The 24,712-nt window shown below is 71.6% G+C and carries 21 protein-coding genes; 11 read left to right on the forward strand and 10 right to left on the reverse strand.

What is annotated here, in order from left to right; all coding sequences use genetic code 11:
* Window positions 1-148: 148 nt before the first annotated feature.
* Entirely contained in the window at window positions 149-511 is a 363-nt protein-coding gene (locus E1182_RS15395) for a hypothetical protein (protein ID WP_132265464.1), read from the forward strand.
* Between the two features lie 53 nt (window positions 512-564).
* On the opposite strand, the gene E1182_RS15400 is transcribed toward E1182_RS15395, so the two are convergent.
* The 3 genes from E1182_RS15400 to E1182_RS15410 form a co-directional block, all read right to left on the reverse strand.
* On the reverse strand, window positions 565-1,527 hold the full coding sequence (locus E1182_RS15400) for a sporulation protein (protein ID WP_132265466.1): 963 nt from the start codon (window positions 1,525-1,527) through the stop codon (window positions 565-567).
* Window positions 1,528-1,639: 112 nt separating this feature from the next.
* On the reverse strand, window positions 1,640-2,419 hold the full coding sequence (locus E1182_RS15405; RefSeq protein ID WP_132265468.1) for a DeoR/GlpR family DNA-binding transcription regulator: 780 nt from the start codon (window positions 2,417-2,419) through the stop codon (window positions 1,640-1,642).
* A gap of 41 nt (window positions 2,420-2,460) precedes the next feature.
* Complete coding sequence (locus E1182_RS15410) at window positions 2,461-4,506, reverse strand: beta-galactosidase (protein WP_132265470.1); 2,046 nt, start codon at window positions 4,504-4,506, stop codon at window positions 2,461-2,463.
* Between the two features lie 276 nt (window positions 4,507-4,782).
* On the opposite strand from E1182_RS15410, the gene E1182_RS15415 reads away from it, so the two are divergent.
* The 4 genes from E1182_RS15415 to E1182_RS15430 are packed head-to-tail and all read left to right on the forward strand — an operon-like array spanning window position 4,783 to window position 10,211.
* Window positions 4,783-6,117, forward strand: a complete 1,335-nt coding sequence (locus E1182_RS15415; protein ID WP_132265473.1) for an ABC transporter substrate-binding protein — start codon at window positions 4,783-4,785, stop codon at window positions 6,115-6,117.
* A gap of 22 nt (window positions 6,118-6,139) precedes the next feature.
* Complete coding sequence (locus tag E1182_RS15420) at window positions 6,140-7,102, forward strand: carbohydrate ABC transporter permease (protein ID WP_132265476.1); 963 nt, start codon at window positions 6,140-6,142, stop codon at window positions 7,100-7,102.
* Window positions 7,099-8,010 (forward strand): carbohydrate ABC transporter permease, encoded by a 912-nt coding sequence (locus tag E1182_RS15425; protein ID WP_207921406.1) that lies wholly within the window; start codon window positions 7,099-7,101, stop codon window positions 8,008-8,010. The genes E1182_RS15420 and E1182_RS15425 overlap by 4 nt, the downstream gene beginning before the upstream one ends.
* Entirely contained in the window at window positions 8,007-10,211 is a 2,205-nt protein-coding gene (locus tag E1182_RS15430; protein ID WP_132265478.1) for an alpha-galactosidase, read from the forward strand. Before E1182_RS15425 ends, E1182_RS15430 begins: the two co-directional genes overlap by 4 nt.
* A 67-nt stretch (window positions 10,212-10,278) precedes the next feature.
* Here E1182_RS15430 and E1182_RS15435 read toward each other — a convergent pair whose 3' ends face one another.
* The gene (locus E1182_RS15435; RefSeq protein ID WP_132265480.1) at window positions 10,279-11,640 is read right to left on the reverse strand and encodes a cellulase family glycosylhydrolase; all 1,362 of its coding nucleotides are present in this window, start codon (window positions 11,638-11,640) and stop codon (window positions 10,279-10,281) included.
* 493 nt (window positions 11,641-12,133) lie between these two features.
* Here E1182_RS15435 and E1182_RS15440 point away from each other — a divergent pair, with 493 nt between their 5' ends.
* Window positions 12,134-13,096 (forward strand): TIGR03557 family F420-dependent LLM class oxidoreductase, encoded by a 963-nt coding sequence (locus E1182_RS15440; RefSeq protein WP_132265483.1) that lies wholly within the window; start codon window positions 12,134-12,136, stop codon window positions 13,094-13,096.
* Window positions 13,093-13,929, forward strand: a complete 837-nt coding sequence (locus tag E1182_RS15445) for an alpha/beta fold hydrolase (RefSeq protein WP_132265486.1) — start codon at window positions 13,093-13,095, stop codon at window positions 13,927-13,929. The genes E1182_RS15440 and E1182_RS15445 overlap by 4 nt, the downstream gene beginning before the upstream one ends.
* Window positions 13,930-14,169: 240 nt before the next feature.
* Here E1182_RS15445 and E1182_RS15450 read toward each other — a convergent pair whose 3' ends face one another.
* The 6 genes from E1182_RS15450 to E1182_RS15475 all read right to left on the reverse strand — a co-directional run bounded on the left by E1182_RS15450 (window position 14,170) and on the right by E1182_RS15475 (window position 19,468).
* Entirely contained in the window at window positions 14,170-14,979 is an 810-nt protein-coding gene (locus E1182_RS15450) for an endonuclease/exonuclease/phosphatase family protein (RefSeq protein ID WP_132265510.1), read from the reverse strand.
* Window positions 14,980-14,989: 10 nt separating this feature from the next.
* Window positions 14,990-16,480 (reverse strand): phosphatase PAP2 family protein, encoded by a 1,491-nt coding sequence (locus E1182_RS15455; RefSeq protein WP_132265489.1) that lies wholly within the window; start codon window positions 16,478-16,480, stop codon window positions 14,990-14,992.
* A 78-nt stretch (window positions 16,481-16,558) separates the two neighbouring features.
* The gene (locus E1182_RS15460; protein WP_132265491.1) at window positions 16,559-17,560 is read right to left on the reverse strand and encodes a YihY/virulence factor BrkB family protein; all 1,002 of its coding nucleotides are present in this window, start codon (window positions 17,558-17,560) and stop codon (window positions 16,559-16,561) included.
* Entirely contained in the window at window positions 17,553-18,560 is a 1,008-nt protein-coding gene (locus E1182_RS15465; protein ID WP_132265493.1) for a diacylglycerol kinase family protein, read from the reverse strand. Before E1182_RS15465 ends, E1182_RS15460 begins: the two co-directional genes overlap by 8 nt.
* Before the next feature lie 93 nt (window positions 18,561-18,653).
* Window positions 18,654-19,232: a Clp protease N-terminal domain-containing protein gene (locus tag E1182_RS32830; protein ID WP_132265495.1), complete on the reverse strand. Its 579-nt coding sequence runs from the start codon at window positions 19,230-19,232 to the stop codon at window positions 18,654-18,656.
* On the reverse strand, window positions 19,232-19,468 hold the full coding sequence (locus tag E1182_RS15475) for an HTH domain-containing protein (protein ID WP_132265497.1): 237 nt from the start codon (window positions 19,466-19,468) through the stop codon (window positions 19,232-19,234). The genes E1182_RS32830 and E1182_RS15475 overlap by 1 nt, the downstream gene beginning before the upstream one ends.
* Before the next feature lie 174 nt (window positions 19,469-19,642).
* Here E1182_RS15475 and E1182_RS15480 point away from each other — a divergent pair, with 174 nt between their 5' ends.
* From E1182_RS15480 to E1182_RS15495, 4 genes are all read left to right on the forward strand, one after another.
* Window positions 19,643-20,428 carry a PP2C family serine/threonine-protein phosphatase gene (locus E1182_RS15480; protein WP_132265499.1) on the forward strand — a complete coding sequence of 262 codons (786 nt, stop codon included), beginning with the start codon at window positions 19,643-19,645 and terminating at the stop codon, window positions 20,426-20,428.
* 102 nt (window positions 20,429-20,530) lie between these two features.
* Window positions 20,531-21,391: a universal stress protein gene (locus E1182_RS15485; protein ID WP_132265501.1), complete on the forward strand. Its 861-nt coding sequence runs from the start codon at window positions 20,531-20,533 to the stop codon at window positions 21,389-21,391.
* 94 nt (window positions 21,392-21,485) lie between these two features.
* Entirely contained in the window at window positions 21,486-23,894 is a 2,409-nt protein-coding gene (locus tag E1182_RS15490; RefSeq protein ID WP_132265504.1) for a phosphoketolase, read from the forward strand.
* A partial coding sequence (locus tag E1182_RS15495; RefSeq protein WP_132265506.1) for a universal stress protein occupies window positions 23,891-24,712 on the forward strand: 822 nt, incomplete at its 3' end. The genes E1182_RS15490 and E1182_RS15495, both read left to right, overlap by 4 nt.

Consider the following 24,712-nt stretch of genomic DNA (forward strand, 5'->3'; position numbering starts at 1 on the left):
CCCGGATCCCGTGGGTCGGCGGGCGTTACCTCCTCAGGGGGCTCGGGTAGACCCCGGGTGGCCTCGCCAAGTACGCGAACCGTGCCGTGGCCGAAACGCGGTAGCGGGGCGAGATCGCAGGTACTCATCAAATCCTGAGGAGGACCAGATGAGCACGCAGGCTGCATCCACCAGGCCGATGAACCGCCAGACGGAGATGGCCATGCAGGAGGCGCCGACCCGTCCGATGCCGATGATGCAGGACGGCCATCGGCAGCCGGCGCCGGCACCCGGCACCGAGACCAAGCACTCGTTCCTGACCACGGAGTTCTGGATCTACGCTGCCGCGGTGGCCGCCGTGGCGATCGCCGCGTTCTGGCGCGGACCGGCCACCAACGGGTTGAACCTGAACAACCCGAGCCAGGCGTGGTTCTTCATCACCCTGCTCACCCTGGGCTACCTGGGTAGCCGTGGCCTGGCCAAGGCCGGTAGCGGGCACCGCTCGCACGAGGAGCGGGCCAAGCGCCGTTGACAACCGATCGAGGGGCCTTCCGGGACACACCCGGAAGGCCCCTCGTCGTGGTCCTACTCGCCGAAGCCGAAGTCCTCGGCGAAGTCGCCCTCGAAGGCGTCCTCGATCATCTCTCCGGCGACCATGCCGCCGGCGACGCCGAGCGCCGCCCCGGCGACCATGCCGCCCATCCCCGGCCCCCGGCCGTGGCCGTGGCCGTGGCCGTGCGGGTGGCCGCCGAAGCCCTGGGCGCGCAGGCCGCCGTAGCGGGAGGTGGTCTCGCGCAGCCAGCCGTCGACCACCGCCGTCCAGTCCAGCCGGTCGGCGTCGGCGTGCGACACCTGGTAGTGACCGAAGACGTCGTGCCCGGCGCTGAGGAACCCGCCGCGCTTGTCGCACTCCAACACCACGTCCACGCCGTGCGGACTGGTCACGAAGCTCAGCTCGACCTCGTTGATGGTCTGGGCGTACTGCGGTGCGGCGAAGAACTCGATCTCCTGGTAGAACGGCAGCGTCTGCTGGGTGCCTCGGATGTGGCCGCGCTCCAGGTCGGCGTGCTTGAACCGGAAACCGAGCCGCTGGAACGCCTCGAGGATCCGCTCGTGCACCGGCAACGGGTGGATGTTGACCTGGTCCAGGTCGCTCTTGTCGACCGCCCGGGCGATCGCCAGCTCGGTACGCAGCCCCATCGTCATGCCGGGCAGGCGGTGGCCGTACACATCGGTGACCGGGGTCTCCCACGGCACCGGCAGCTGGAACGGGATCGACAGCTGCTGCTTCGGCGCGAGCTGGAGCGGGCCGCTGACCGTCGCCCGCTGGAACTCCATGACGCCGGCGTACTCGGTGTCGCCGCCCTCGATCTCGACCCGGGTGACCAGCGCGACGGTGACCTGCTCGATGCTCGCCGCGGCTTCCCCGCCGACGAGGTTGACCTGACCCTCAAGAGTCAGCCCGGGCCGGGTGTTCGGGTTGGCCAGCACGGTGTCGACGCTGGGCCCACCCACGCCGAACGCGCTCAGCATCTTCTTGAAGACCATCGGAACTCCCGCTTCACGGTAGACGCACTCCACCGTGGAGCGCGACACGGCTACCGGGGCACCCTAACCGGAGCGGCTGTGAAATCGCTGTAAGCAGCCCCGACGCGGGGAATCAGTCGTCGACGCCCACCACGATGAGCTCCCCCACCTGCTCGCCGATCTGGCGGCGGCCGTCCGACGGCAACCGGGCGTCGGTGATCAACACGTCGGCCTGCTCCAGCGGAGCGATGGTGGCAATGCCGATCGTCTCCCACTTGGTGTGATCGGCGAGGACGACCAGCCTGCGGGCCGCGCCGATCAGACGACGGTTGACCGCCGCCTCCAGCAGGTTCGGCGTGGTGAAGCCGGTGCGCGGACTCATCCCGTGCACGCCGAGGAAGAGCACGTCGACGTTGAGCGAGCCGATCGCCGCCTCGGCCACCGGCCCGGTCAACGCGTCCGACGGGGTACGGATGCCGCCGGTCAGCACCACCGTCTGGTCGGGACGCGGGTTCTGGTAGAGCAGGTCGGCGACCGGGATCGAGTTGGTCACCACGGTCAGTCCGCGTACGTCGGCCAGCCTGGTGGCCAGGGCGGCGGTGGTCGTACCGGCGGACAGGGCGACCGCCATGCCGGGCTCGACCAGGCTCGCGGCCCGCTGCGCGATGGCGCGTTTCTCCGTCTGCTGACGGATCGACTTGGCGGCGAACCCGGGCTCCTCGGCGGAGCCCGGGCCGGCCAGGGTGGCGCCGCCGTGCACCTTGTCGACCAGGCCCCGCTCGGCCAACACCTCCAGATCCCGCCGGATCGTCATGTCGGAGACCCCGAAGCGGCTGACCAGGTGGCTGACGCGCACGCCGCCGCGCTGGCGGATCAGCTCCAGGATGGCGCTCTGCCGTTGCTGGGCGAGCATCGAACCTCCCAACCGAGCGTACGGGAAACGGTACGGACAGCTCAGGAATCGGCCGGCGGTTGCGGCTCAACCGGCGGGACGGCTTCCACCGCCGCTTCCTCACGGACCACGGCCACCTCGCCGGCCGGCAGCAGCAGTTCGCCCCGGCAGGACGTTCCGGTGATCAGGTCGGTGCCGGTGACCTCGAGCCGCGCCTCGGCGTCGGTGTGGTTGATGACGAAGAGCCAGGACGCGTCCGCACCCCGCCGGCGTACCACCTCGACGCCGGTGGGGGCCACCGCCGGCGGACGCGCGCCGGACTCGGCGAGCAGACGGGCCACCAGACGGTCGGTGGCCGCGCCGTCCAGCCGGGTGGCCGCGTACCAGGCCGCGCCCGCGCCGACGCGGTGCCGGGTCAGGGCCGCCACACCGGGCAGCGGGCCGTCGACGTACGAGGCGAGCACCTCGGCTCCCTCCGGGTGCAGCCACTCGGTCCACACGTCGGCGATTGAACCGTCGTCGAGGTTGACCCGCTCGCCCTCACGCAGCGGGAAGAACTCCTCGGTACGCACGCCCAGCAGCTCGCGGAACGCGCCCGGGTAGCCGCCGAGCCGGATGTGGTCGTGCTCGTCGACGATCCCGCTGAAGTAGGTCACCAGCGCGGTGCCGCCGGCCTCGACGTACCGGCGCAGCGCCGCCGCGTCGTCGTCGCGGACCAGGTACAGCGTGGGGGCCAGGACAAGCTTGTAGCCGCCGAGGTCGGTCGACGGGTGCACCACGTCGGTGGTGACGCCGGCCCGCCAGAGCGCGTCGTAGAGGGCCCTGAGCCGGTCGGTGTAGGTGACGTCGACGCTGGGGTGCGAGTCCAGCTCGACGCCCCACCACGCCTCCCAGTCGAAGAGGATGGCCACCTCCGCCTCGACCCGGCTGCCCCGCACCTCGGCGAGCGCCTTCAGGTCGGCACCGAGCCGGCAGACCTCGCGGAACACCTTCGTGTCCGCGCCGGCGTGCGGCACCAGCGCGGAGTGGTACTTCTCCGCGCCCGCCCGGGAGGCCCGCCACTGGAAGAAGAGCACCCCGTCGGCGCCCCGGGCGACATGGGCGAGGCTGTTGCGGCGTAGCTGGCCGGGGGTCTTGGCGAGGTTGCGTGGCTGCCAGTTCACGGCGCTGGTGGAGTGCTCCATGAGCAGCCAGGGCGCCCCACCGGCGACGCCCCGGGTGTGGTCGGCGGCGAACGCCAGCCCGAGGTGCGACTGCGGGTCGGCGGCGGTCAGGTAGTGGTCGTTGGAGACCAGGTCCACGTCCGCGGCCCAGGACCGGTAGTCCATGTACTTCACGCCGGTGCCGATCATGAAGTTCGTGGTGACGGGCTGCGAGACCACCCGCTTGAGCAGGTCGCGCTCGGCGCGCAGCTGGGCGCGCAGCTCGTCGGAGGAGAAGCGCAGGAAGTCCAGCTGTTGGGTGGGGTTGGCGTAGGTCGGCGCGGTCCGCGGCGGGTTGATCTCGGCCCAGTCGTAGTAGCGCTGGCTCCAGAAGCTGGTGCCCCAGGCCGCGTTGAGGGCGTCCAGGTCGCCGTAGCGTTCCCGCAGCCAGCCCCGGAACGCCTCGGCGGTCACGTCGCAGTAGCAGTGCACGTTGTGGCAGCCCAGCTCGTTGGAGACGTGCCACATCACCACGGCGGGGTGCTCGGCGTACCGGGTGGCCACGGCCTCTACCAGGGCGAGCGAACGCTCGCGGAAGATCGGGGAGCTGGGGCAGTACGCCTGCCGTCCGCCGGGCCACAGGATCGTCCCGTCGGCGGTGCGGGGCAGTGTCTCGGGGTGCCGTCGGGCCAGCCACGGGGGTGGGCTGGCGGTGGCGGTGGCCAGGTCGACGTTGATTCCGCCGTCGTGCAGGACGTCGAGCGCCCGGTCCAGCCAGCCGAACTCATAGCGTCCGGGGGCCGGCTCGAGCAGGGCCCAGGAGAAGATCCCGACGGAGACCAGGTCGACCCCGGCCTGGCGCATGAGCGCCACGTCCTGCGCCCAGACCTCCTCGGGCCACTGTTCGGGGTTGTAGTCCGCGCCGTAGTAGATGCCGTCGCCCTGCCAGCTGCCGTGTTGCCCCATGAGAGCAGAGCGTGCCGGGCCGGGACCACCAAGTCAACACTTTCCAACATAGCCGAAGTTTCCAACGTTTACCGCTGAGGCCCCGTTTGGAAACACTGCGGTATCGATCCCGACCTGCCCTCTTGACAGCGCGCCGGTGAGGGGTAGCTTCAAGCGCCACCGGCACTTCGTGTTTGCCAATGTTGGATCGCGATGGATCCATGTTGGCAATCCGGACACCGGCCCCACCTCTGACAACCCCTTGGGCGCAGCACCTCTTCATCCGCAGGAGGCACCATGTCCCGTCCACGCACCGAGGCCGAGTACCTGGCCCGGCTCGTTCCGCCATCCGTCGCCGGCATCGGGCGACGCCGTCTGCTCGCCGGCGCGGCCGGCGCGGGCGCACTGCTCGGCACCGGCGCGCTCGCCGGCTGCGGCTCCGATTCGGGCTCCGGCTCCGGTTCGGGCAGCAAGACCGTCTCGCTCGGCTCGAACCAGTCCGACCCGAACCCGAAGGCGGTCATCGCCAAGGTGATGGACGGGTTCAAGACCTCGACCGGCATCGAGGCCCAGATAAACACGGTGGACCACAACACCTACCAGGAGAACATCAACAACTACCTGCAGGGCAAGCCGGACGACGTGTTCATGTGGTTCGCCGGCTACCGGATGCGGTTCTTCGCCAACAAGGGCCTGGCCGGTGACCTGACCGAGACGTGGGGCAAGCTCTCCGGCTACTCCGACGCCTTCAAGAAGGCGTCCACCGGCGACGACGGCAAGCAGTACTTCGTGCCGACCTCGTACTACCCGTGGGCGATGTTCTACCGCAAGTCGGTGTGGGAGCAGCGGGGCTACCAGGTGCCGAAGACGCTCGACGAGCTCAACACCCTCGGCGCGCAGATGAAGAAGGACGGGCTGAACCCGATCGCCTTCGCCGACAAGGACGGCTGGCCGGCGATGGGCACCTTCGACGTCCTCAACCTGCGGATCAACGGCTACCAGTTCCACGTCGACCTGATGGCCGGCAAGGAGACCTGGACCTCCGACAAGGTCAAGAAGGTCTTCGACACCTGGAAGGGGCTGCTCCCGCTGCACCAGCCCGACAGTCTGGGCCGGACCTGGCAGGAGGCCGCCCAGTCGCTGCAGCAGAAGAAGTCGGGCATGTACCTGCTCGGCCTCTTCGTCGCCCAGCAGTTCGGCAACGACGAACAGAACGACATCGACTTCTTCACCTTCCCGGAGATCGACCCGGCGATCGGGGCGAAGGCCCTGGACGCGCCGATCGACGGCTACATGATGGCCCGCAAGCCGAAGTCCGAGGCGAACGCCAGGAAGCTGCTGGAGTACGTGGGCTCGAAGGACGCCGCGAACATCACGGTGAAGAACGACCCGAGCACCCTCGTCGCCAACAGCGGGGCCGACACCAGCGGCTACACCGCGCTGCAGAAGAAGGCCGCCGAACTGGTCGGCTCGGCCACCGAGATCGCGCAGTTCCTGGACCGGGACACCCGGCCCGACTTCGCCTCCACCGTGATCATCCCGGCCTTCCAGCAGTTCATCAAGAACCCGAACGACATCGACGGGCTGGTCAACAGCATCGAGAACCAGAAGAAGTCGATCTTCTCCAGCTGACGGCGAGAGGGGGAGGACAATCGTGTCCGACCTGCCCCTGATCCAAGCGGATCGCGCCGTGCCGTCACCGGCTTCGACCGCCACCTTCACCGGTGGCGGTCGCGGCCGCCGGCTACGGCTCCTGTCCCGCACCGACCGCGTGGTGATCACGCTGATGGTGCTCGTACCACTGTTGATCGTGGTCGGCCTGGTCTGGCTGCCGGCGCTGGCCACCGTGGCGCTCTCCGGCACCAACTGGGACGGCATCGGCCCCCTCAGCGAGATCACGTGGGTGGGCGGCCGCAACTACTCGGATGTGATCCACAACTATCCGCCGTTCCAGCCGGCGATGCACAACAACCTGCTCTGGCTGGCGGCGCTGTTCGTGGTGGCCACCCCGCTGGGCATGTTCCTGGCCGTCCTGCTCGACAAGGAGATCCGCGGTAGCCGGTTCTACCAGACCGCGCTCTACCTGCCGGTGGTGCTGTCGCTGGCCCTGATCGGGTTCGTCTGGCAGCTCATCTACTCCCGCGACCAGGGTCTGCTCAACGCCGTGCTCGGCACCAGCACCGACTGGTACGGCGACCCGGACGTCAACATCTGGGCGGTGCTCGTCGCCGCCGGCTGGCGGCACGTCGGCTACATCATGCTGCTCTACCTGGCCGGGCTCAAGGGCGTCGATCCGTCGTTGCGCGAGGCGGCCTCGGTCGACGGCGCCTCGGAGACCAGTACCTTCTTCCGGGTGGTGTTCCCGGTGATGCGGCCCATCAACATCATCGTGCTGGTGGTGACGGTGATCGAGTCGCTGCGGGCGTTCGACCTGGTCTGGGTCATCAACAAGGGCCGCAACGGGTTGGAGCTGATCTCCGCCCTGGTGACCTCGAACGTGGTGGGCGAGGCGAGCCGGATCGGCTTCGGTTCGGCGTTGGCGACGATCATGCTGATGATCTCGCTGATCTTCATCACCGCCTACCTGGCCGTCGTCATGAGGGAGGACCGGCGATGAACACCGCGACCATGGCCCGCAAGCCTACGGCCGGTACGCCGGCCCCCCGCCGCGCGCCGCTGCGACCGGCCCGGGTGGTGCTGCACCTGTTCCTGGGCGCGATCGCGATCGGTTGGCTCTTCCCGATCCTCTGGGCGGTGCTGACCTCGCTGCGGTCGTACGAGTACACCGCCATCCACGGTTATGTGTCGTTCGGCGGCTGGACGTTCGACAACTACGTCACCGCCTGGCAGTCCGCCGAGTTCGGCCAACACTTCCTGAACTCGGTCTACATCACCGTCCCGGCGGTGCTGCTGACCCTCTTCCTGGCCTCCTGCGTGGCCTTCGTGATCGCCCGGTTCAGCTGGAAGCTCAACATCGTCCTGCTCGGCCTCTTCACCGCGGCGAACCTGCTGCCGCAGCAGGCGTTGCTGATCCCGCTGTTCCGGATCTTCACCGAGGTCCCGCTGCCGTTGTTCATGAGCGACTCGGAGTTGCTCTACGACAGCTACTGGGGGCTGATCCTGGTCAACGTGGCCTTCCAGTGTGGTTTCTGCGTCTTCGTGCTGAGCAACTACATGAAGGCGCTGCCCCGCGAGCTGTACGAGGCGTCGATGGTCGACGGCGCCAGCATCTGGCGGCAGTACTGGCAGGTGACGATGCCGCTGTGCCGGCCGGCGCTGGCCGCGCTGGCCACCCTGGAGGTGACCTGGATCTACAACGAGTTCTTCTGGGCCACCGTGCTCATGCGCACCGGTGACAAGTTCCCGGTGACCAGCTCGCTGAACAACCTGCGCGGCGAGTTCTTCACCGACAACAACCTCGTCTCGGCCGGCTCGGTGCTGGTCGCCATTCCCACCCTGGTCGTCTTCTTCCTGTTGCAGAAGCAGTTCGTCCGCGGTCTGACCCTGGGAGCTTCCAAGGGATGACATTCGTCCACCTGCGCCGCGCGCGGACCAGCCTGGTGCTGGACGCGCGCGGCTCCGGCCTGCCCCGGGTGCTGCACTGGGGCAGCGACCTGGGCCCGCTGTCCGCCGCCGACCTGGCCGACCTGGCCGCCGTGACCGTTCCGCCGGTGCCGCCCAGCACCTTCGACCAGCCTTGCGTGCTGTCGCTGCTACCCGAGGCGAGCGCCGGCTGGGGTGGTCGCCCCGGGCTGGCCGGCCACCGCGACGGCCGCGACTGGTCGACCGCCTTCCGCCTCGACGCCCTCGACGTGGACGACGCCGGCTCCGACCCGGGTCCGGTGGCCCGGAACGGGGACGCGGTGGGCGTACCCGACGGGACGCGGGACGACGGCGCCGCGCGGGTGACCGTGCGGGCCGCGGACCCGGCCGCCGGGTTGTCGCTCACCATCGAGCTGACCCTCGACCCCACGGGGCTGCTGACGCTGCGGCACCGGCTGCGCAACGACGGCGACTCCGCCTACGAGTTGCGCGAGTTGACGCCGGTGCTGCCGGTGCCGGCGGTCGCCACCGAACTGCTCGACCTCACCGGCCGCTGGTGCCGGGAACGCGCCCCGCAGCGGCACCCGTGGCCGATCGGCGCCTGGGTGCGCGAGGGCCGGCACGGCCGGACCGGACACGACGCGACGCTGCTGCTGGTGGCGGGCACCGCCGGTTTCGGGTTCGGCCACGGCGAGCTGTGGGCGGTACACACCGCCTGGAGCGGCAACCACGTCACTGTCGCCGAGCGCCAGCCCACCGGCGACGCCAGCCTCGGCGGCGGCGAGCTGCTCGCCCCCGGCGAGATCGTGCTGGGACCCGGCGAGGAGTACGCCACCCCGCTGCTGTACGCCGTGCACTCGGCCACCGGGCTGGACGGCCTCAGCGACGTGCTCCACACCCACCTGCGGTCCCGCCCCGAACACCCACGGACCCCTCGACCGGTCACCCTCAACGTCTGGGAGGCCGTCTACTTCGACCACGACCTCACCCGGCTCACCGCCCTGGCCGACCGGGCCGCCGAGGTGGGCGTGGAGCGGTTCGTGCTCGACGATGGCTGGTTCCGTGGCCGGCGGCACGACCAGGCCGGCCTCGGCGACTGGCAGGTCGACGAGACCGTGTGGCCAAACGGGCTCCAGCCCCTGATCGACCACGTCCGTGGACATGGGATGCAGTTCGGGCTCTGGGTCGAGCCGGAGATGGTCAACCCCGACTCCGACCTGTTCCGCGCCCACCCCGACTGGGTGCTCCAGGCCCCGGGCCGGCTGCCGCTGTCGTGGCGGTTCCAGCAGGTGCTCGACCTGGCCAACCCGGACGCGTACGACCACCTGCTCGGCCAGCTCGACACGCTGCTGTCGGAACACGACGGCATCGCCTACCTCAAGTGGGACCACAACCGGGACCTCACCGAGGCCGGGCACGCCGGCCGGCCGGGGGTGCACGCGCAGACCGTGGCCGTCTACCGGCTGCTGGACGAGCTGCGCCGCCGGCACCCCGGGGTGGAGATCGAGAGTTGCTCGTCGGGTGGGGCGCGGGTCGACCTGGAGATCCTGCGCCGCACCGACCGGGTCTGGGCCAGCGACTGCAACGACGCCCTGGAACGGTTGTCGATCCAGCGGTGGACCGGCTTGCTGCTGCCGCCGGAACTGGTCGGCACCCACATCGGGCCGGAACGTTCGCACACCACCCACCGGGTGCACGACCTGGGGTTCCGGGCGGTCACCGCGCTCTTCGGCCACCACGGCATCGAGTGGGACATCAGCGCGATCACCGCCGCCGAGCGGGCCGAGCTGGCCGCCTGGGTGGCGTTGCACAAGCGGCTGCGTCCGCTGCTGCACGGCGGCCGGGTGGTCCGGGTCGACCACCCGGACCCGGCGGTGCAGGCGCACGGCGTGGTCGCCCACGACCGCTCCCACGCGGTGTACGCGGTGTCCCGGGTGGCCACCTCCGCCACGCAGGTCCCCGGGGTGGTGCGGCTGCCCGGCCTCGACCCGGCCCGCCGTTACCGGGTACGCCCACCCGCCGGAGTGCCGGCACCGGCGGTGATGCAACTCGTCCCGCCGGCCTGGCTGGCCACCGACGAGGGTGTGACGCTCGGCGGGGCCGTGATCGGCATGGTCGGTCTGCAGTTGCCCGCGCTGCACCCCGAGCAGGCGCTGCTGCTGGAGGTCACCGCGGTCGACTGAGCCGGGGCGTTCCGAGACGAGAGGTGGCCGGGTCCGCGCGGACCCGGCCACCGGTGTGTTATCCCCGTCAGCTCGCGGTACAGGTCACCGCGGGAACGGGGTTGCTGCCGCTGGCACTGGCGACGAAGCCGAAGGTGGTGCTGGCACCGGTGCCGAGCTGGCCGTTGTAGGAGAGGTTGCGGGCGGTCACCGCCGAACCGCTGCGGGTCACGTCGGCGTTCCATGCCTGGCTGACCGACTGGCCGTTGGTGAAGGTCCAGCGCACCGTCCAGCCGTTGACGGGCCGGTTGCCGGCGGTCACCTTGACCTCGCCCTGGAAGCCGCCCGACCACGAGTTGACCACCGTGTACGTGGCGGTGCAGCCACTCGGGGCCGGCGTGCTGGGCGCCGGAGAGCTCGGCGCGGGTGAACTGGGTGCCGGGCTGGTCGGGGTCGGGGTGGCGCCGCCGTAGACGGAGGCCTCCCGCGAGGTCTGCCGGATCCCGTTGGCACCGTTGAAGATGCGCTGGCCCCAGCTGGTCAGGTTGTTCGGGTTGAAGTTGACCGCCATGTCGAGGTAGCCGACGTAGCTGCTGTTGCCGCTCCATGACCAGCCCAGGTAGCCGATCCCGTTGGCCTGGCTGTACGACAGGATGGTGTCCTCGTCGGGGTTGCCGTCGGTGTGGTCGTGGCCGAACTCGCCGACCACGATCGGCAGCCGGGCGGCGCGGAACCGACCCAGGTAGTCCCTGATCTCGGCGGCGGTGTCGAAGACGCCGTACATGTGGATCGAGAAGACGGTGTTCTTCTGCGGGTCGGCGTCGAACACCCACGCGGCGTTGTCGCGCATGGTGAAGGACCAGTCCTGGCCCCAGTTCGGCCCGTCCACCATGATCGTGTGGCTGAAGCTGTTGGCGCGCAGCCGCTTGATCGCGTTGGCGGTGTCGGTGGCCCAGGTGCCGTAGCCCTGGTTGCCGTACGGCTCGTTGCCGATGTTGACGATGATGTACTTCTCCTGGCCCCGCAGGGCGCTGGCGATGCTCAGCCAGTAGTCGACCGCCCGGTCCAGGGTGATCGCGCCGCTCTCCTCGCCGTAGCCGGTGGTGTCGTGCACCTCGAGCACGCAGATCACCTTGTTGGCCTTGCACAGCGAGACGACGTTGCTGACGTCGGCCGCGCTGTTCCTCGTCCCGCGGTCGCCAGTGTTCAGCACCACCCGGACGGTGTTCGCGCCGAGCGACTTTATGTTGGCGAAGGAGCTGGTCTGCTGCGGGTACCAGGCGTGCGGGTGGTTGACGCCCCGCATGATGAACTCGTTGCCGTTGGCGTCGTAGAGCTTGCCGCCGGAGACGGTGAATCCGGCCGCGGCGTGGGCCGGCTGGACGAAGACGAAGATGGCGGCGAGGGCGGTGAGCAGGGCAACGCCGGCAACGCTGAGTCGCTTTCTCATGGCTGTCCTCAGGAGATGTCGAACCCCGTGCCCTGGAGGGGTGCTGGTGTGGTGACGGTGGCGAAACGGCTGTAGCCCGACAGCCGACGCCCGACTTCCCGATCGTGCTGGCATCAGCGTATGTCGATGGCCCGAGGAAGGCAACCGGTTAAGTTGGGGATCGGGCCACCCGGGGGGAGCGGTGACGACCCACGGGAACGTGGGCCGCCACCGGGCGGCCATCCCCCACCACAGGATGCGACGCCACCGGCCTGAACCGGTTAAGTTACGACGGTAAACCGGTGAAGCCACCCCCGTCAAGGCATCGACACCGACCACTGCAGGGGCCGACCGTGACGATCGCCACCGGTCCTGCGGCACACCGTCGTGCCCCCGAACACCACCGCACGCCGCAACCGGCACGCGGGCCTGTCGGCGGAAACGGACAGCAGGGTTGGCCTCCGCCGGCCGGGGTATCCGGTGACGATCCGTTGGGTGGAAGGAGAAACCTCGAATGGTCACCGTCGGCTACACCCTGATGTGCGAACAGGCCGGCCCCCGGCAGCTCGTCGACTACGCGGTACGGGCGGAGGCCGCCGGTTTCGACCAGCTGGTGATCTCCGACCACTACTATCCGTGGCTGGACTCGCAGGGCCACTCCCCGTACGCCTGGTCGGTACTCGGCGCGATCGCCCACGCCACCAACCGCGCTGATCTGATGTCCTTCGTGACCTGCCCCATCCGTCGGTACCATCCGGCCGTCGTCGCCCAGAAGGCCAGCACCGTCGGGGTGCTCTCCGGCGGCCGGTTCACCCTCGGCCTCGGCGCCGGGGAGAACCTCAACGAACACGTCGTCGGCGCCTGGCCGCACGTGCAGCAGCGGCACGAGATGTTCGAGGAGGCGTTGCAGATCATCCGGCCGCTGCTCAACGGCGAGACGCTGACCTTCTCCGGCAACCACTACGACGTGCCCGAGGCGTACCTCTGGGACCGGCCCGACCGGCCCGTCCCGATGGCCGTCGCCGCGTCCGGACCGTCCTCGGCCGCGCTCGCCGCCGAGTACGCCGACGGCATCGTCGCCACCGAACCCGATCCGCGGATCATCCAGCTCTACGACGACGCGGGCGGCGCCGGCCAGCCCCGCTTCGGGCAGGTCGCCATCTGCTACGGCCCGGACGAGGCCGAGTGCCGCAAGATCGTGCACGACCAGTTCCGCTGGTTCGGCATGGGCTGGAAGGTCAACGCCGACCTGCCCGGTCCGGAGGCGTTCGCCGCCGCCACCCAGTTCGTCCGCGAGGACGACGTCGCCGAGGGGATCTCCTGCGGTCCCGACGTGGACGCACACGTCGAGGCGTTCAAGAAGTTCGTCGACGCCGGCTTCACCCATGTGGCGATCGTCCAGGTGGGTGGCGAGAGCCAACCAATGTTCCTCGACTGGGCGCAGGAGCAACTGCTGCCCCGGCTGCGCGAGCTGTGAGGCCACGACCGACCGCCCCGGGGCGCTTCGGGCCGGCCGAACTGCGGCTCGCCCTGGCCGCGCCCCGGCCGGCGGCCGGTCTGACCAGCGAGTGGCGGCTGGTCGACGGGCTGCGTACGCACACCCGCCGCGCCCCCGGCCCGGGCGGCGACGTCCCACCGGTGGTGCTGGTGCACGGGCTGGCCGTCTCGCACCGGTACCTCACGCCGCTGGCCGTCGCGCTGTCGAGCACCCACCCGGTGTACGCGCCGGACCTGCCCGGCTTCGGCCTCACCGAACACCCCGGGCAGGCGTACGACGTGGCCGGGCACGCCGCGTTCCTGGCGGCCTGGCTCGACACGTACCGGATGCCGCCGGTCTGCCTGGTGGGTCACTCGTTCGGTGCGGAGGTCGCCGCCGCGCTGGCGGCCCGCCGCCCGGACGCCGTCCGCGCGCTGGTGCTCGCCGGCCCCACCACCGACCCGACCGCCCGGTCCCGCGCCGGCCAGGTCGCCCGCTGGCTCGTCGACACCCTGCGGGAGGCCCCGTTGCAGGCGCCGATCCTGCTGCGCGACGTGTGGGACGCCCGCCCCTGGCGGGTGTACACCACCCTCTCCCACTCGGTCCGCAACCCGGTCGAGGAGGACCTGGCCCGGGTCACCGCGCCGACCCTCGTGGTGGCCGGCTCGCGCGACCCGGTCGTACCGCCGGCCTGGCGCTGCCAGGTGACCCGGCTGGTGTCCGACGCCCACCCGGTGGAGGTGCCGGGCGCGGCGCACAACGTCGCCACCACGGCGCCACGGCAGGTCGCCGACGCAATCCGCACCTTGCTCGCCCCAACCCTGCGAAGGTGATCCCATGCGCATCGGCAACACGGACATCCGGCCCGCCGGCGGCGGCGTCGGCTGCCTCCTCATGATCCTCTTCTCGGTCCTCGCCTCGGTGGTGCTGACGGTGCTGCTCAACGTGCTTCTCTGAGCGGGCCCGGACCACGTGGATCGACACGACATGCGGCATGTCGCGGTGACCGGCGACGGGGATGCCGCGACACGCCGCAATCGGCGATGAATCATGCCGCCGGACGACCGCCCGGTTCAGGCCGGGTCCAGGTCCAGGTCGGCGACGACCGGGTAGTGGTCGGAGGCCCGGTCGGCGTCCCCACCCCGCACCACCCACACCCGGCGGGTCAGCTCGGCGACCGGCGCGGTGCCGAGCAGGTAGTCCAGGCGCATCCCGGTGAACTCGGCGCCACCGTGCCGGGTGGGCACGGTCCACCCACCGGCCTCCGGGGCGTCGGCGGCACCGGCCCGCCACAGGTCCACCAGGTCGGCGGCGAGCAGCCGGGACACCGCGCGGGTGTCGACGGTACGACCGTCGCGCCGCAGATGCCGGCGGCGGTGGTGCGCCGGCAGGGCGGCCAGCCGGTCGGTGTGCTCGACGGTCGGGTCCAGGGTGTTCAGGTCCCCGGCGACCAGCGCCAGCGGACCGTCGGCGCGCCGCAGCGCCGCCACCACCCAGTCCGCCTCCATCCGCCGCCGGCCCCCCGAGTACGGGTTCAGGTGGGTGCCGAGCACGGTCAGCGGCCCGGCCGAGGTGACCACCGCCACCCGGGCGGTGGCGTGGTGGAACGGCCGGCGTACCCGGCCGGCGTCGCGCACCCGCAGCGGCGGGCGGACCAGCACCGCCACCGGCTGCCCGAACCAGGAGCCGGCCAGCTGCGGACGCATGCCCACCCGGCCCGCGAACTCGGCGAGCCGCGTACCCCGGTCGAAGCCCCGCAACTCCTGCACCGCCAGCACGTCCGGTCGCTGCGCCAGGACCACGCCGGTCACCAGGTCCAGCCGGTCGGAGCCGTCCCGGTCCCGGCCGCCGGTGCGGATGTTCCAGGTCATCACCCGCAGCACGGCCGGCCCGTCAATCCGCCCGACCGGCGCGGGCAAGTTCGTCGTCCAGCTCGTCGACCTGTTCGGACTCGATCGCCGGTCGGTTGCCCTCGGCCAGGTCCTCGTTGGGCCGGACCACCCAGTAGAGCAACCCGAGCCACAGCGTGCCGAGCAGGATCGCCCCCATGAAGTCGGTGGGGTGGTGCATCCCCCGGTACATCCGGGAGACCGCCACCCCGACCGGCAAGACCACCGCGAGCGTCACGAACAGCCAACGCCACCAGCGGTCGGTACGCGGAAGGACGACCAGCGTCATGGCCGCCCAGAGGCAGATGGTGGCGGCGATGTGGCCGGACGGGAACGAGGAGGTGGGCAGCGGGCCATCGAGGTTGCCGACCGGCGGGCGGGGCCGGTCCACCGCCGCCGACGCGGCCAGGAAGAGGCTCAGCTCGCCGAACATGGCCAGCGCCACGAACAGCACCGGCCGCCAGCGCCGCCACACCGCCAGCACCAGCGGACAGAAGACCAACGAGATCAGCAGGATGGCGTGGGTGTCGCCGGCCTTGCTCCACCAGAAGCTGAACCCGTCCCAGGCCGGGGTGCGCCGGTCGGCGAACCAGCGCGGCACCTCGCTGTCCAGCGTGGCGAGAAAGGTGCCACCGGCGTGGTAGCTGACGAACATCCCGAAGCCGTAGAGCGCGCCGAAGACCAGCACCCAGCCGACCAGCAACTCGAAGACAGCGGCCCGGGGATGCGGCAGCAGGTGTGCCTCGTCGGGGGCCGGGGCCACCTCGTGCGCGGCCTCCGGTTCCAGCCCCTCGGTCCACCCCGGTACCCGCCGGCCCCGCTCCAGCCGCCACAACCGGAAGGCGTACGCGGTGACACCGAGCCAGGCCGCGCCGAGCAGCCAGGCCCCCAGCACGTCGGAGACGAAGTGCACGCCGAGCGCGATCCGGGTCAGGCCGATGAGGAGCACGACCAGGGCGACCAGGGCGATCGCCGGCTTGCGCCAGCGCGGCGACATCGCCGGCAGGAACACCAGCAGCAGCGCCCCGTACGCGACGAACGAGCCGAGCGCGTGGCCGCTGGGAAAGCTGTCCCCGGCGTAGCTGCCAATGGGCACCTTCACCTCGGGGCGCAACCGGTCGACCAGGGTCTTCAGCGCCGGGTCGAGGATCAACGCGCCGAGGCCGGTCACGATCAGGAATACCGCGAGCCGGCCCTGCCGACGGATCAGCAGCCCGATCACGGCGACCGAGACCAACCAGATGATCACCGACCGGCCACCCAGGCCGGTCAGCGCGTTGAGCACGGTGACCAGCGGCCCGTGCGGCGCGACCAGCGCGTTGAGCCAGGCCGCGACGCCGTGGTCGACGTCGTAGAGCGGGGTCCAGTGCACCCGGACCAGCACCAGCAGCAACCCGAACCCGACGCCGGCCCCGAGTACGAGTGCCAGGCCGGCGAGCGTCCGCTCGGTGAAATGACCCAGAGGTCGTCGTAACCCGTCGATGACCGCGCTCACGGCAGCCTCCCTCCGCTCCTGGCGAGGCGCTGTACCCGATCCGCGCTCCGCGTACACCGGAGCTGCCCGCGACGCCGGCTACCGGGAGGTCATCTCACCGGCGTCGGGAAGCGAATCCCGCTCGGTCTCCGACACCCAGAGGTCCGGCCGGGCCGGCTCCGGCGCCCCGATCCGCATCGCCTCCAACTGCGCGGCGAAGGCCAGGCCGCCGAAGAGCGCCATCCCGGTCACGTTGGCCCAGAGCAGCAGGGCCATCATGCCGGTCAACGCGCCGTAGGTCTGGCCGAACCCGCCGCCGAACCTGACGTACGCGGCGAGCAGCAGGCTGGCCAGCCACCACAGGGCGGTGGCGATGCCGGCGCCGAAGACGAGCCAGGTGAGCCCCGGCTGGTTGCGACGCGGCGCGTGCCGGAAGATCACCGCCACGGCGAGCACGGTCAGCCCGAGACTCAACGGCCAGCGGGTCACGTCCCAGACCGCGGCGGCGACGGTGCCCCAGGCGTAGTGCCGTTGCACGGAGTCGCCCATCGCCCGGCCGCCGACCAGGATCAGGAACCCGGCCAACGCCGGCAGGCCGGCCACCACCGCCAGGACGGTGGCCCGCAGGTACTTCCACAGCGCCGGACGGTCCCGCTCGACGCCGTAGATCCGATTGGCGCCGCGTTCGATCTGGGCCATGGTGGTGACCAGGGCGACCAGCCCGGTCAGCAGGCCGAAACTCAGCGCCAGCTCACCCCGACGCTCGATCCGGTCACCCTCGCCGAGCAGCTCGCGGACCACCTCCACGCTCTGGCCCGGGGTGAGGGCCAGCACGGTGTCCGCGACGACCTGCCCACCCTCCTCCACACCCAGCTCGCTGACCAAACCGGTCAACGCGATCATGAAGGGCACCACGGCGAGGCAGAGCTGCAGGGCCAGGGCGCGCGAATGGCTGAAGCCGTCGCCGTAGCGGAACCGGACGAACGCGTCCCGCAGCAGGCACCAGCCGCCGTGTCGGCGCAGGGTGTGCCAGGCATCGTCGGCGGAGAGCTCGCGCGCCGCCATCAGCCGGGTCTCCGGCACCAGCCGGGTGCTACTCACGGCCCGCCTCCTCGACCAGCCGCTCGCCCCGCTCCCCCGCCGCCCCAGCGTCGCGGGCCAGGTCCGGGTCCCGCTCAGGACGCGGTACACAGAGCCAGAGCGACGCGGGCCGGATCTCCACCCGCAGCGAGCGCCCCGGCTCGATCAGGTCGCCGTCGAGCTGGCGGGGCTGGGGCCGGTCGCTGGAGATCTCGACCCGGCGGGCCCGGAACACCTCCATCCGGGGCACGCTGCCGCGCCGACGCACCACCGCCCAACCCAGGGCCAGCCAGTGTCGCAGCGTACGCGGGGTGAGCACGGCCACGTCGAGCCAGCCGTCGTCCGGCTCGGCGTCGGTGAGCAGGCGTACCCCGCCCTGGAGCCGGCCCACGTTGGCGACCAGCACCGAGCGGGCCCGGCGGCGCAGCGGCGGCCGGTCGTCCATGCTGACGGTGACCCGCATCGGCCGGTCGCGCAGGTGTCTGGCGGCGCCCACGACGTACGCCAGCCAGCCGATCCGCGCCTTGGTCGCCTCGGAGGTGTCCTGGAGCATCTGGGCGTCGAAGCCCATCCCGGCCATCACGGCGAAGTGCCGGTCGCCGACCGCGCCGACGTCCAGCCGGCGCAGGCCGCGCTCCACGGCGGTCGCCAGCCCGGCGGCGAGGTCTCCGGACAGACCAAGGTTGGCGGCGAGCAGGTTGCCGGTGCCCTGCGGCAGGACGGCCAGCGCGGTGTCGGTGCCGACCAACCCGCTGACGCAGGCCATCACGGTGCCGTCGCCGCCGCAGGCGAAGACGACCTGGGCGCCGTCACGGACGGCCGCCGCCGTCTGGCCCCGGCCCGGGTCCTCCACGGTGGTCTCGTACCAGACCGGCCGGGGCCAGCCGGCGGCGGCCAGCGCGTCGTCCACGGTGCGGCGGAACGTATCGAGATCAACCACCTTGACCGGGTTGACCACGACCGCCGAGCGCGGCGCGGGATCGTCGGCGGTCACCGGGCGTTCCTGCTCTGCACCGTCCACGGCGCCAGTGTGCAGCAACCGGGGCCGGTCAGCGACCCGGCGGTGAGCGACGGTCGTCACCGCCCGCGGTCCGGCCGTCGCGGTGTGACCCGCTCAGGCCGCCGCGCGTACCGCGGTCTCGACCCGGCCGCGCAGGTCGTTCAGGTCCAGCCCGGCCTCGGTGAGCACCAGCGCGGCGAGCCCGCCGCCCTCGCGGAGCAGCCCGAGCAGGATGTGCTCGGTGCCGATGTGCCGGTGGCGCAGCCGCAGCGCCTCCCGCAGGGACAGCTCCAGCACCTTCTTCGCCCGCGGGGAGAAACGCCCGTCGTCGTGCCGGCGGAGACCCCAGCGGCGGCGCGGGGCCGGCGCGGCCTCGCGCAGCGCGTCCGGGCCGAAGGACTCCTCGATCCGGGCGACGATCGCGGTCAGGTCGATGCCGATCTCCCGCAGCGCGGCGGCGTCGGCCTCGCCGAGCCCGCTGGCGCCGCGGGCGGTGTGCCGGGCGACGCGGGCGCGCAGGTCGCTGCTGTCCGCACCGGCGTCGGCGAGCACCCGGCCGGCGAGCGCGTCGCCGTCGGCGAGCAGTGCGAGCAGCAGGTGCTCGGTGCCGACCGGGTGCCGCCCTGCGGCCCGGGCCTCCTCGACCGCCCGGTGGACCGCCGCGCGGGACCGGTCGGTGAACCGTTCGAACATCACGCCTCCCTGTTGCCGGGTACCGCCGGTCGCCCGGCGTGCTTCTTGTGGACCGCCTGCCTGCTGACCTCGAGCGCGTCGGCGATCTCCTGCCAGGACCAGCCCTGCCGGCGGGCGTTGTCCACCTGGACGATCTCCAACCGTTCGAGCAGCCGGCGCAGGGCGAGCACCGCGCGGAGCCCGACCCTGGGGTCGGTGCTGCCGGCGGCCGCCGCGAGTTCCGTAGCCTGACTCATGTCGTCAACCTACGTTGACAGCACGGGTATGTCAACCTACGTTGACGCCGCGGGCGTCCCGCCGGGTTCGAACTCGACGGCGCCCACTGCACGATCGGCTGATCGGACCGGGCGTCCGCCGACACGAGCGGCCGGACGCCCGATCCGGGGCTGCAACGGTGTTACCGTCCGCAGGTGTTCCGTCGCCGCTCCGCCACGCTGACCGTCCCGGCCGCCCGCCGCCTGACCGTCGGCCAGGTCACGTTGGAGGTCGCCGACGGCAGCGTGGCCGGGCACCGGTACCGGGCCAACTTCGACGCGTGGCACGTCGACCCGGAGCTGCCGCTGGCGGTGGTCGCCGACGGCATGGGCGACGGCGAGGGCAGCCTCCTGGCCGCCACCGTCGCGACCGAGACCCTGACGGAACTGGTCCGGGCCGGGTGGCCGACGGTCGGGCCGCGCGAGCTACGCGCCGCCGTCGCCGAGGCCCAGATCCGGGTACGCCGGACCGGCGCCGCCCTGGACGAGCTGACCGGCTGCACCCTCACCGCACTGCTGGCCGACCCGGACGGCGAACACTGCTGGATCGTCCAGCTCGGCGACTCCCGGGCGTACCGGCTGCGCGGCGGGGTGCTGGAGCTGGTCACCGTCGACCACACCATGGCCTGGCTCGGGGTGCTGCACGGCTGGTGGCCGGCGAACTCCCCGGAGGCCGCACGGGCCCGCTACCAGCTCCTGCGTTACGTCGGCCATCCCGACCGGCCGGAGGCGGACCTGCTCGCCCTGCCGCTGCGCCCCGGCGACACCTGGCTGCTCTGCACCGACGGGGTCAGCGACCAGCTCGACTACCACCGGCTGCGGGACCTGCTGTCCGGGCGGGCTCCGGCCGACGCCGTCCAGGCTCTGCTCGACGCCACCCTCGGCGAGGGCGGCGTCGACAACGCCACCGCCGCCGTGCTGCGCGTCCGCTCCGCCACCTGACCCCGGCTCGTGTCGCGATCCCCGCCCGCCACGCGGGCGGTCCGGCTAGCGTCGGAGGGGACGACGTCGGCCGCGTGCACCGCGCCCCGGGAGGTGAGCCGGATGACCGCATCCGTCGACGGGCCGGTGGTCGCCGGCGTAAGCCTTGCTCCGCACGGCATGCAGGTGGTCCGCCTGGCCGCGCAGGAGGCCGCCGCGCACCGCCGGGATCTGACCCTGCTGCACGCCTTCAACTGGGAGGCGGCCTTCGAGGCCCCGTCGATCGTCGGCCCGCGGGCCGAGGCCGAGGAGTTGATCGCCCGGGCCTCGGCGGTCGCCCACGAGGTGGAACCGTCGGTGTCCGTCCACGCCGAGATCGTCGAGGGACCGCCGGTCGCGGCGCTGGCCCGCCGCTCCGGATCGGCGTTCCTGCTGGCCGTGGGCGACGGCGGCATGGCGCACCATGCGGGTTGCGTGCCGGCCGACCGGCCGGCGGTGCAGCTCGCCGCCCGGGCCGGTTGCCCGGTGCTGGTGGGCCGTCAGGAGCCGCCACCGTCCGGCCCGGTGCTGGTCGGGGTGGACGGGTCGGAGAGCGCACCGGCCACGCTCGAATTCGCACTGAACTGCGCGGACCGCCGGCAGGCTCGGCTGGTGGCGATCCGGGTGGTCGAACCGGGGCACCCCGACGGGAACCGGGACACCCTATCCGAGACGATCACCCGGGTCGGCCGGGCCTATCCCGGGGTGGCCATCGAATGCCACACCGTACGCGGCGACCCGGGCATCGTCCTGGTGGAGCAGTCCCGCACCGCGCAGCTCACCGTCGTCGGCGCCCGGGGCGACGAGCCGTGGCGCGGCATGTTGGGCGCGGTCAGCCAGGCCCTGCTGTACCACGCGCCGTCGCCGGTCATCGTCGTGCGTGGCATCGCCGGCGGGCCGGCGGGTGGGCAGGGCACCCCTGACGCCCGGGACCAACGACCCTGATCCGGGCCGCCCGGGGCAGGAAAGCTGGACCATGCCCGGGACGAATCACGCTTCTGGGTGCAGAGTTCCCCGACGTGCGAGAGGCTATTGCAGCATGGACACCGCTCTCGACCTGCACGGTCCGCTGACCGACGACGAGCTGCGCCGACTGGACGCCTACTGGCGGGCGGCCAACTACCTGACCGTCGGGCAGATCTACCTGCTGGACAACCCGCTGCTGCGGGAGCCGTTGCAGCCGGAGCACGTCAAGCCGCGGCTGCTCGGCCACTGGGGCACCAGTCCCGGCCTGAACCTCCTCTACACCCACCTCAACCGGGTCATCGTCAACCGGGACCTCTCGACCATCTTCATCACCGGTCCGGGGCACGGCGGCCCGGCGCTGGTCGCGAACACCTGGCTGGAAGGCACCTACAGCGAGCTGTACCACGACATCGGCCGGGACGAGACCGGCATGCGGCGGCTGTTTCGCCAGTTCTCCTTCCCCGGCGGCATCCCCAGCCACGTGGCGCCGGAGGTGCCGGGCTCGATCCACGAGGGCGGCGAACTGGGGTACGCCCTCAGCCACGCCTACGGCGCGGCGTTCGACAACCCCAACCTGCTGGTGGCCTGCGTGATCGGCGACGGCGAGGCGGAGACCGGCCCGCTGGCCGGCAGTTGGCTGTCCAACGTCTTCCTCAATCCGGCCCGAGACGGTGCCGTGCTGCCCATCCTGCACCTCAACGGGTACAAGATCGCCAACCCGACGGTGCTGGACCGGATCCCCGCCGGTGACCTGCTCGACATGATGCGCGGTTTCGGCCACCAGCCGTACCTGGTCGAGGGCGACGACCCCGCCACGGTGCACCACCTGCTGGCCGCCACCCTGGACCGGGTCTGCGACGAGATCGCCGAGATCCAGCGTCGGGCGCGCTCCGGCGGAACGGTCGAACGCCCCCGCTGGCCGATGATCATCCTGCGTACGCCGAAGGGCTGGACCGGTCCCCGCGAGGTCGACGGCAAACAGGTCGAGGGAACCTACCGTGCTCACCAGGTGCCGGTCGCCGACGTACGGAAGAACCCCGAGCACCTGGCCGACCTGGAACGCTGGCTGCGCAGCTACCACCCGGAGGAACTGTTCGACGCCACCGGCGGCCCGGTCGAGGAACTGACTGCCCTGCCCCCGCGGGGCGACCGGCGGATGAGCGCCAACCCGGTGGCCAACGGCGGACGCCTGCTGCGGGACCTGGACCTGCCGGACTTCCGTGACTACGCGGTCGACGTCACCGAACCGGGCCAGCCGGCGGTGGGCGCCACCGGCGTGCTCGGCACGTGGGTACGCGACGTGATCAGCCGCAACCCGCAGACCTTCCGCCTGTTCGGCCCCGACGAGATCGCCTCCAACCGACTCAGCGCCTCCTTCGAGGTCACCGACCGGACGTTCGTCGCCGGCACCGTCGAGGGCGACGACCACCTCTCCCCGGACGGCCGGGTGATGGAGGTGCTCTCCGAGCATCTGTGCCAGGGGTGGCTGGAGGGCTACCTGCTCACCGGACGGCACGGCATCTTCACCAGCTACGAGGCGTTCATCCACATCGTCGACTCGATGGTCAACCAGCACGCCAAGTGGCTGAAGGTGACCCGGGGCATCCCGTGGCGGCAGCCGGTGGCGTCGCTGAACTACCTGCTCTCCAGCCACGTGTGGCAGCAGGACCACAACGGTTTCTCGCACCAGGACCCGGGCTTCATCGACCATATGGTCAACAAGAAGGCCGAAGTGGTGCGGGTGTACCTGCCGCCGGACGGCAACACGCTGCTCTCCACGATGGACCACTGCCTGCGCAGCCGGAACTACATCAACGTGGTGGTGGCCGGCAAGCAGCCGTCGCCGAGTTGGCTGAGCATGGACGAGGCGGTCCACCACTGCCGGCGTGGTCTGGGCATCTGGGGCTGGGCCAGCACCGACGAGGGCAGTGAACCGGACGTGGTGCTCGCCTGCGCCGGCGACGTACCGACCCTGGAGACCCTCGCCGCGGCCGACCTGCTCCGGCGGCACCTGCCCGAACTGAAGGTGCGGGTGGTCAACGTGGTCGACCTGATGCGCCTGCAACCGCCGTCGGAACATCCGCACGGTCTGCCGGACAAGGAGTTCGACACCATCTTCACCCGTGACAAGCCGATCATCTTCGCGTACCACGGCTACCCGTGGCTGATCCACCGGCTCACCTACCGCCGCACCAACCACGGCAACCTGCACGTGCGCGGCTACAAGGAGGAGGGCACCACCACCACCCCGTTCGACATGGTGATGCTCAACGACCTGGACCGGTTCCACCTGGTCATCGACGTGATCGACCGGGTGCCGGGACTCGCCTCCCGCGCCGCCCACCTGCGTCAGGAGATGGTCGATGCCCGGCAGAGCTGCCGGGACCACACCCGCCGGTACGGCGAGGACGACCCGCGGGTCGCCGAGTGGCGCTGGATCCGCGAGACCGACCCGACCGACGCGTCCGGGACGACGGCATGAGCGGCGACGAGATCCTGGTCGGCTTCGACGGTTCCGCCGACGCCAAGCTGGCGTTGCGGTGGGCACTGGACGAGGCCCGGCACAGCGGGTGTCCGGTGCGCCTGGCGTACGTCTTCGAGTGGCTGACCGTCGGCGGTTGGGTCGGTCCGGGGGTGGCCCCCGGGGTCTGGCCGGACGAGACGGCCCGCCGGCAGGTCGAGGAACTGGTCGGCAGAGCCGCGGCGGACGCCGCCGCCCAACGGCCCGGTGTCACCGTGCACGGTGTGGTCCTCGACGGCCCGCCCGCCGTGGTCCTGCAGGAACGTTCCGCCGAGGCGGGGCTGCTGGTGCTGGGCAGCCGGGGGCACGGCGGCTTCGGTGGTCTGCTCGCCGGCTCCACCGCCGTCGCGGTGACCGCCCACGCGCACTGCCCGGTGGTGGTGGTCCGCGAGGGGCGCACCGGCGCGGCGGGGCCGGTCGTGGTGGGCTTCGACGGTTCCGAGTCGTCCCGGGTGGCACTGGGGTTCGCGGTGGAGCACGCCGCGAAGCGGACGGTGCCGCTGCGGGTCGTGCGGGTGTTCGAGCCGCCGAGCGGCCGGCGGCGGCCGGCGGACCGCGACGAGCAGGCCACCGCCGCCGAGGAGCGGGCCGTGGTGGAGGAGTCGCTCGCCGGATGGCGGGAAACCTGCCCCGACGTGACGGTCGAGATTGTGGCGGTGCCCGGCAAGCCGGCCGCGACGCTGGTCGAGGCGAGCCGGGACGCCCAGCTCGTGGTGGTGGGCAGCCGGGGCCGGGGCGGGCTGCGCGGGATGCTGCTCGGCTCGGTCAGCCAGCAGCTC

The sequence above is a fragment of the Micromonospora sp. KC721 genome (assembly GCF_004348355.1).
Taxonomy (GTDB): domain Bacteria; phylum Actinomycetota; class Actinomycetes; order Mycobacteriales; family Micromonosporaceae; genus Micromonospora.